7 protein-coding genes and 1 riboswitch are annotated in these 7,561 nt (G+C 70.1%); of the genes, 2 read left to right on the top strand and 5 right to left on the bottom strand.

The annotated features are described in order from the left end of the window. Window positions 1-956: SGNH/GDSL hydrolase family protein (locus ACFULQ_RS47960; RefSeq protein ID WP_383557833.1), on the top strand; the 956-nt coding region annotated here is incomplete at its 5' end. Between the two features lie 126 nt (window positions 957-1,082). Here ACFULQ_RS47960 and ACFULQ_RS47965 read toward each other — a convergent pair. The 4 genes from ACFULQ_RS47965 to ACFULQ_RS47980 all read right to left on the bottom strand — a co-directional run bounded on the left by ACFULQ_RS47965 (window position 1,083) and on the right by ACFULQ_RS47980 (window position 4,475). Beyond that, on the bottom strand, window positions 1,083-1,763 hold the full coding sequence (locus ACFULQ_RS47965) for a DUF1707 domain-containing protein (RefSeq protein WP_383557835.1): 681 nt from the start codon (window positions 1,761-1,763) through the stop codon (window positions 1,083-1,085). 33 nt (window positions 1,764-1,796) lie between these two features. Next, entirely contained in the window at window positions 1,797-2,804 is a 1,008-nt protein-coding gene (locus ACFULQ_RS47970) for an ATP-binding cassette domain-containing protein (RefSeq protein WP_383557837.1), read from the bottom strand. A gap of 2 nt (window positions 2,805-2,806) precedes the next feature. Continuing rightward, the gene (locus ACFULQ_RS47975) at window positions 2,807-3,571 is read right to left on the bottom strand and encodes an ABC transporter permease (protein ID WP_383557845.1); all 765 of its coding nucleotides are present in this window, start codon (window positions 3,569-3,571) and stop codon (window positions 2,807-2,809) included. Between the two features lie 103 nt (window positions 3,572-3,674). Continuing rightward, window positions 3,675-4,475, bottom strand: coding sequence for an ABC transporter permease (locus ACFULQ_RS47980; protein ID WP_383557847.1), 801 nt, complete (start codon window positions 4,473-4,475; stop codon window positions 3,675-3,677). A gap of 202 nt (window positions 4,476-4,677) precedes the next feature. Here ACFULQ_RS47980 and ACFULQ_RS47985 point away from each other — a divergent pair, with 202 nt between their 5' ends. Then, window positions 4,678-7,092 carry a transglycosylase domain-containing protein gene (locus tag ACFULQ_RS47985; RefSeq protein WP_383557840.1) on the top strand — a complete coding sequence of 805 codons (2,415 nt, stop codon included), beginning with the start codon at window positions 4,678-4,680 and terminating at the stop codon, window positions 7,090-7,092. Between the two features lie 7 nt (window positions 7,093-7,099). Here the strand turns inward: ACFULQ_RS47985 and ACFULQ_RS47990 are convergent, their stop codons facing one another. Then, the gene (locus tag ACFULQ_RS47990) at window positions 7,100-7,420 is read right to left on the bottom strand and encodes a DMT family transporter (RefSeq protein WP_383557843.1); all 321 of its coding nucleotides are present in this window, start codon (window positions 7,418-7,420) and stop codon (window positions 7,100-7,102) included. A 32-nt stretch (window positions 7,421-7,452) separates the two neighbouring features. After that, a riboswitch (guanidine-III (ykkC-III) riboswitch) is annotated at window positions 7,453-7,526 on the bottom strand. Window positions 7,527-7,561: the final 35 nt, after the last annotated feature.

Genomic DNA, 7,561 nt, shown 5'->3' on the forward strand with positions numbered 1-7,561 from the left:
CCGCGGCGAGCGCGGGGACCGTGCGACGGCTCACGTTCGGCGGCAACACCACGGTCGTCATCGCGGCCGGCGGACAGGTGCTCAGCGACGCCGTCGCCCTCGCCGTCCCGGCGGGCGGTGACGTCCTGGTCACCACCTACTCCCCCACCCTGTCCGGACCGGTCACCTACCACCCGTACGCCCGGCAGACGTCGTACGCCGGTGAGGGCGACCTGACGGGGGACGTGACCGGAACGGCGTTCACCGAGCGGGTCGACCGCTGGCGGTACCTCACCGCGCTGGACGTGCTCAGCGGCGAGGCGGACGGCACGGTGGTCGCCTTCGGGGACTCGCTCACCGACGGCAAGGACTCCACGGCCGACGCGAACGCCCGCTGGCCGGACTTTCTGAACCGGCGCCTGCGGTCCGCTCTCGCCGACGGGCAGGACCTTCCGCGCTACAGCGTGGTCAACGCGGGGATCGGCGGCAACCGGATCCTCGTGGACGCGCGGCCCCCGGAGAACCAGGCCGGCATCCACCGCTTCCGGCGGGACGTGCTGGAGCGGCCGAACGTCAAGGTCGTCGTCATCGACCTCGGCATCAACGACATCCTCCGCACCCCCGGCACCGCCGACGCCGACCAGCTCCTCGCGGGGCTGCGCGACCTGGTCCGCCAGGCCCATGCCCACGGCATCAAGGTCGTCGGCGCAACGCTCATGCCGTTCGGCGACCGCCACGGCTGGACCAAGGCCCGCGAGGCGGTCCGCCAGAGCGTCAACGCGGAGATCAGGGCGGGGCGGGTCTACGACGCGGTGGTCGACTTCGACAAGGCGGTGCGGGACCCGTACGACCCACGCACGCTCCGCACCCTGTACGACTCGGGGGACCGCCTCCACCCGAACGACCGGGGGTACGAGCGGATGGCGTCGGCGTTCGACCTGGAGTACCTGAAGGGGTCGGCAGCGGCACGATTGTGAGTACGGGCCGGTGGGGGCTGATCGCGCAGTTCCCCGCGCTCCTGAAGGGGCGCTCAGGTGAGGTCTTTTAGGGGCGCGGGGAACTGCGCGACCAGCCACAACGCACCCGCACCCGCCAACGGACCCTCAGTCCTCCCCCCGGCGGCGTTCCAGCCGCTCCTGTCGCCGCTCCTCCCGCAGCCGCAACCGGTCCGCCTTCCGGAGCTTGCGCTCCACCCCGACCCCGCCCCAGAACGCGAAGCCCGTCACGATCACGCGCGGAGCTCCCGGCTCCCCCGGCACGCCCTCCTCGCGGTGGTCGAAGCCGCCCATGATGCCGATCCCGCGCACCACGACCTCGACACCCGGCGGCACGATCACCTGTGTCCCGCCCATGATCGCCACGCAGTTGATCTCGACCTCGCCCGCGGCGAAGTTCGCCTCGCGCAGGTCGATCTCCCCGCCGCCCCAGAAGGCGAAGCAGTTGAAGCGCCGGGGCACGGTCCAGCGGCCCTTGCGCTGGAACCCGGACATCACGGCGACGGCCCACGTGGAGGACCCCTCGCCGCCGACGATCCGGGACGCCCAACTCCCGTCCGGCTCGGGCCGCTTGAGCATGTCGACCTTGGGGGCGGTCACCGGGCCGACCGGCAGGTCCCGGGTGATCGGCGCGAGTTCGCCGTACGTACGCGCCTTGTACGTCGTCTCCAGCCGCTCCTCGAACTCCTCCATGTCGAGCCGCCCCTCGGCGAGGGCGTCCCGCAGGACCTCGGCGACTCGCTCACGATCGGCGTCGGAGGCACGCAGCTCCGGGAGTTCGTCCGTCATGGAAGGCAGCCTACGAGGTACCTCACCGCACGGCTACGACACCGCTTTCTCCGCTTCCCCGGCGTACATCTTCGCGATCACGGCCTCGATGTCCGGCTCCCGCACCGACAGGTCCACCAGCGGGTACTCCGCCGCCACCCGCGCCACCAGCGCCGCCGCCGACTCGGACGCCGGGAACGCCAGCCACTGCCGGGGCCCCTCCACCTTCACCACACGCGCCGGAGCCGCGTCGATCGGCGGCAACTCCCGCTCCAGGTCCACCACCAGGGTCCGCTCGCTCTCCCCCACCTCGTGCAGGCCGGCCAGCGGACCGTCGTACATCAGGCGGCCGTGGTCGATGACCATCACACGCGAGCAGAGCTGCTCGATGTCCTGGAGGTCGTGCGTGGTCAGCAGGACCGTCGTGCCGCGCTCGGTGTTCAACTCCCGCAGGAATCCCCGCACCTTGGCCTTGGAGATGACGTCGAGCCCGATGGTCGGCTCGTCCAGGTACAGCACCTCGGGGTCGTGCAGCAGGGCCGCCGCGATGTCGCCCCGCATCCGCTGGCCCAGCGACAGTTGGCGCACCGGGACGTCCAACAGGTCGCCCAGTTCGAGGAGTTCGACACAGCGGTCGAGGTTCTCGCGGTAACGGGCGTCCGGGATGCGGTACATGCGGTGCATCAGCTTGTACGAGTCGATCAGCGGGAGGTCCCACCACAGGGTGGTGCGCTGGCCGAAGACCACCCCGATGCGGTGGGCGAGCCGGGTGCGTTCGCGGGACGGGTCGATGCCGGCCACCCGCAGCCGGCCGCCGGACGGGGTCAGGATGCCCGTCAGCATCTTGATCGTGGTCGACTTGCCGGCGCCGTTGGGGCCGATGTAGCCGACCATCTCACCGCGCGCCACGGTGAAGGAGATCGAGTCGACCGCCCGCACCTGGCGCCGCTCCCGTTTCAGGAAGCCGGTCTTCTTGCGCACGTCGAAGACCTTCTCGACGCTGTCCAGTTCAATGAAGGCGTCCACCGCCCTGTCCGCCGCCACGTCCACTGCCACCTCCACCACTAACTCCCCGTACTCCGATACGAACCGAGCCCCGCCCGCCACGCGAGACCGGCCAGTCCACAGCACACCGCGGCCACCAGCGGCGGCGCGAAGGCCGCCCACTCCGGCAGGTCCAGCGGATACGGCCGGCCCAGCACGTGGCAGGCCGGCACCCAGTTGACGAAGGCGATCGGGAACATGAAGGTCACGCCCCGCACGAAGTCCTTCCCGAACACGGTCGGCGGGTACTGGAGCAGGGTCGTACCGCCGTACGTGAACGCGTTCTGCACCTCGGAGGCGTCCTGCGCGTAGATCTGGAAGGCCGCGCCCGCCACGAACACCGCGCTGAAGATCACCGCACCGCTGATCACCATCACCGGCACCAGCAGCACCTTCGCCGCGTTCCAGTCGACGTCCACCGAGGCCAGCGCCCACACCAGCACCACCCCGCCCTGGGTGATCCGGCCCAGACGGCGCAGCGCGAAGTGGTCGGCGCCGATCTGCGCGAGCACCGGCGCGGGCCGCACCAGCAGGGTGTCGAAGGAGCCGTCGCGGATCCGGGAACCCAGCACGTCCATGGAGCCCAGCACCAGGTCGGCGATCCCGAAGGCGGTCACCGAGAGGCCGTAGAGGAAGGCGATCTCGGGCAGGCTCCAGCCGCCCAGCGAGTCGACCTGCGAGAACATCAGCAGGATCGCGACGAAGTCCAGGCCGGTCACCGCCAGGTTGCCGAACACCGTGACGACGAAGGAGGCGCGGTAGGTCATGGCGGAGCGGATCCACATGCCGGCGATCAGCCGGTAGGCCCGCAGCCCCTCGCTCAGGCGGGTTCCTCCCGGCGCCTCGCCCAGACGGGTCCCGCCGGCCGCCTCGGTCACTCCGGTCACGTCAGCCACCCTGCACCACCACCCGCCGCGTCGCCGCCTGCTGGAGCAGCCGTCCGGCCGCCAGCAGCACCACCGCCCACACCGCCTGGAAGGCGTACGCGCCGAGCGGATCGGTCTCCCCCATCAGGACGTCCGCCGGCATCTGGAGCTGTGCCGCCCACGGCAGCGCGCGCACGATGTCGCCGAAGACGCCCGGGAACGCGTTCAGCGGGAGCACCATGCCCGAGCAGAAGATCCCCAGGATCATCACGGCCTGCGAGATGCCCTGGCCGTCCATCAGCCAGAACGCGCTCAGGGCGGCGAGGTAGCGGATGCCGAAGCTGACGACCATCGCGAGCAGCAGCGCCACCAGCAGGGCCGCCCACGAGGTGACGTCCGTGGGCAGCGCCATGTCGAAGAAGAGCGCCCCGAAGGCGAACGGGATCACTCCGCGTCCCAGCATCTGGAACAGCGAGCGACCCAAGTCGCTGGCCAGCCACCACAGTTGCAGGTCGGCCGGCCGGTAGAGGTCGACCGCGATCTCGCCCGTGCGGATCCGGTCCATCAGGTCCTTCTCGGCGCCGCCGCCCTGGATGGCCAGCGTCGAGTAGAGACACTGCCCCAGCCACACGTAGGTGACCGCCTGGGCCTGGTCGTATCCGCCGAGATGGGGCCTCTCGTCCCACAGCGCGAGATACGTGTAGACCAAGATCACACCGAAGACGGTGTTGGTGAACACCCCGGCGAGCGTCGCCGCCCGGTAAGTCGCGTAACGTCTGAATCCCCCCGCCGCGACGGCCGCGTACAACCGCCCCGAACCCACATCCACAGCCCTCCTCGGCCCGCCGACACCGAAGCGCAGGAGCCTAGTGCGCAGGTGACGAGGAGGGCCACCCAATTTCCGGGCGAGACGCGCGCCATATCCGGGAACGGAACGGATGGTGCGAGAGTCTTCAACAGGGGGCGCAGAAGGCGTACGAGGTCGTACGGGAACGTACGACGCGAAACAGGAGTCCGTGCACGACATGAGCGACCAGCCGCAGCAGCCGACCGAGGGCTGGGCACCGACAGACCCGCAGGCGGCTGAACAGCCCGGCGGGGAGAAGAAGGCCAAGCGGCCCAGGCGGACCGGCTGGCGACGGCTGATCCCGACCTGGCGCATGGTCGTGGGCACCTTCGTCCTCGGACTGCTGGTCCTGGCCGGCCTGTTCTACCTCGGCTACTCCATGGTCAAGATCCCGCCGGCCAACGCGCTCGCCACCAAGCAGTCCAACGTCTACCTCTACGCCGACGGCAGCCAGCTCGCCCGCGACGGCGAGGTCAACCGCGAGAACGTCTCGCTCTCGCAGGTCTCCAAGGACGCCCAGCACGCCGTCCTCGCCGCCGAGGACCGCGACTTCTACACCGAGTCCGCGATCGACCCGAAGGCCATGCTGCGGGCCGGCTGGAACACCGCGACCGGCAAGGGCAAGCAGTCCGGTTCGACGATCACCCAGCAGTACGTGAAGAACTACTACCTGGCCCAGGAGCAGACGGTCACCCGCAAGGCCAAGGAGTTCTTCATCTCGATCAAGCTGGACCGCGAGAAGTCCAAGGACGAGATCCTCGAGGGCTACCTCAACACCAGCTACTTCGGCCGCAACGCCTACGGCATCCAGGCCGCCGCCCAGGCCTACTACGGCCAGGACGCCGTCGACCTCGACCCGGCCCACGCCGCCTACCTCGCCGCGCTGGTCAACGCGCCGAGCGAGTACGACGTCGTCGCCCACCCCGAGAACAAGACGGCGGCCGAGGCCCGCTGGAACTACGTCCTGGACGGCATGGTCAAGAAGGGCTGGCTCGCCCAGTCCGCGCGCACCGGCCTGAAGTTCCCGATGCCGAAGGAACAGACCGTCTCCACCGGTCTGTCCGGGCAGCGCGGCTACATCAGGGACGCCGTCGAGGAATACATCATCAGCAACAAGATCCTCACCAAGGAGCAGTTGGAGGCGGGCGGCTACCGCATCACCACCACCCTGCAGAAGAGCAAGCAGGACGCCTTCGTGAAGGCGGTGAACGACCAGGTGATGAAGAAGCTCGACAAGAAGGACAACAAGGCCGACAGCTACGTCCGCGCGGGCGGCGCCTCCGTCGACCCGAGGACCGGCAAGGTCGTCGCGATGTACGGCGGCATCGACTACGTCAAGCAGTACACGAACGGCGCGACCCGCGGCGACTTCCAGGTCGGCTCGATCTTCAAGCCCATCGTGTTCGCCTCGGCCGTCCAGAACGACTCCGAGACGCAGGACGGCCAGACCATCACCCCCAACACCTACTACGACGGCACCAACAAGCGTCCGGTGGTGGGCTGGAGCGGCGGCAGCTACGCCCCCGAGAACGAGGACCAGGGCAGCTACGGTGAGATCACCGTGCGCGAGGCCACCGACAAGTCCGTCAACTCGGTGTACGCGCAGATGGCCGTCGACGTCGGCTCCGACAAGGTCAAGCAGACCGCGATCGACCTGGGCATCCCCGCCGACACCCCGGACCTGACGGCGAGCCCCTCGATCGCGCTCGGCGTGAACACCGCGAGCGTCCTCGACATGGCGGAGGCCTACGCCACCATCGCCAACCACGGCCGGCACGGCACGTACACGATGATCGACAAGATCACCAAGGACGGTCAGGAGAACGTCGAGCTGCCCGCGAAGAAGACCCGCCAGGCCATCAGCCGCGAGGCCGCCGACACCACCACCTCGATCCTCCAGAGCGTCGTCGAGAACGGCACGGCCACCGCCGCCCAGGCCGCCGACCGGCCCGCCGCGGGCAAGACCGGCACCGCCGAGGAGGACACCGCGGCCTGGTTCGCGGGCTACACCCCCGAACTCGCCACCGTGGTCTCCGTGATGGGCCAGGACCCGGTGACCGCCGCCCACAAGTCGCTGTACGGCGCGCTGGGCCTGCAACGCGTCAACGGCGGCGGGCCGCCCGCGGAGATCTGGGCGCAGTACACCAAGGCCGCGCTCAAGGGGAAGCCGGTCACCGACTTCGACCTCGAACTCCAGCCGGGCGCCGAGAACCAGGCCCCCAGCACCCAGGCCCCCGTCGACCCGTCCACGGAGGGCCAGGACAACGGCGGCGCCACGGGCGACACCGACGGCGGCCAGGACACCCGGGGCGCCACCCAGGGGCAGACGCAGGGCCAGACCCAGGGGCAGACCCAGGGCCAGGACAACGGCGGCACCACGACCGGGGGCGACACCACGACGGGCGGGGCCACCGGCGGGACCACGACCGACGGCGGTACGACGGACGGCGGGACCACCGGGGACACCTCGACCGGGGGCGGCACCACCGACGGCGGCACCACGGGTGACGCGAGCGGCGGCACCACGGGGGACACGCCGAGCGGCGGAGCGACGGGCGGTCTGGGCCAGACGGCCGCGGTCCGCCGGGAGTGACCGCGCCTCAGTGACCGGAGGTCGCCTTCAGCCCCACCACGGCGACCAGCAGCAGGCACACGAAGAAGATCCGCGCGGCGGTGACCGGCTCCCCCAGCACCACCATGCCGAGCACCGCCGCCCCGGCCGCCCCGATCCCGACCCAGACGCCGTAGGCGGTACCGATGGGGAGGGACTTGGCGGCGTACGACAGCAGCAGCATGCTGGCGACGATGCCGGCGCCGGTGAGCACACTGGGCACGAGCCGGGTGAAGCCCTCTGTGTACTTCATGCCGATCGACCAGCCGACTTCGAGCAGACCGGCGAGGACGAGCAGGACCCAGGCCATGACGAGCACCTCCGAGACTTACGGCGGACAGGGGTGCGTCGTCTTTGCTGTGTCGGTACGGCGGTCCCGGTACGGCGCGTCTCGTCGGGCACCTTCGAAGGTAGCAAGGAAACGGCGAAAGGGGCCGGTGACGATGGTCAC

Origin of the sequence: Streptomyces sp. NPDC057253, from assembly GCF_042669125.1 — a bacterium.
Lineage (GTDB): Bacteria > Actinomycetota > Actinomycetes > Streptomycetales > Streptomycetaceae > Streptomyces.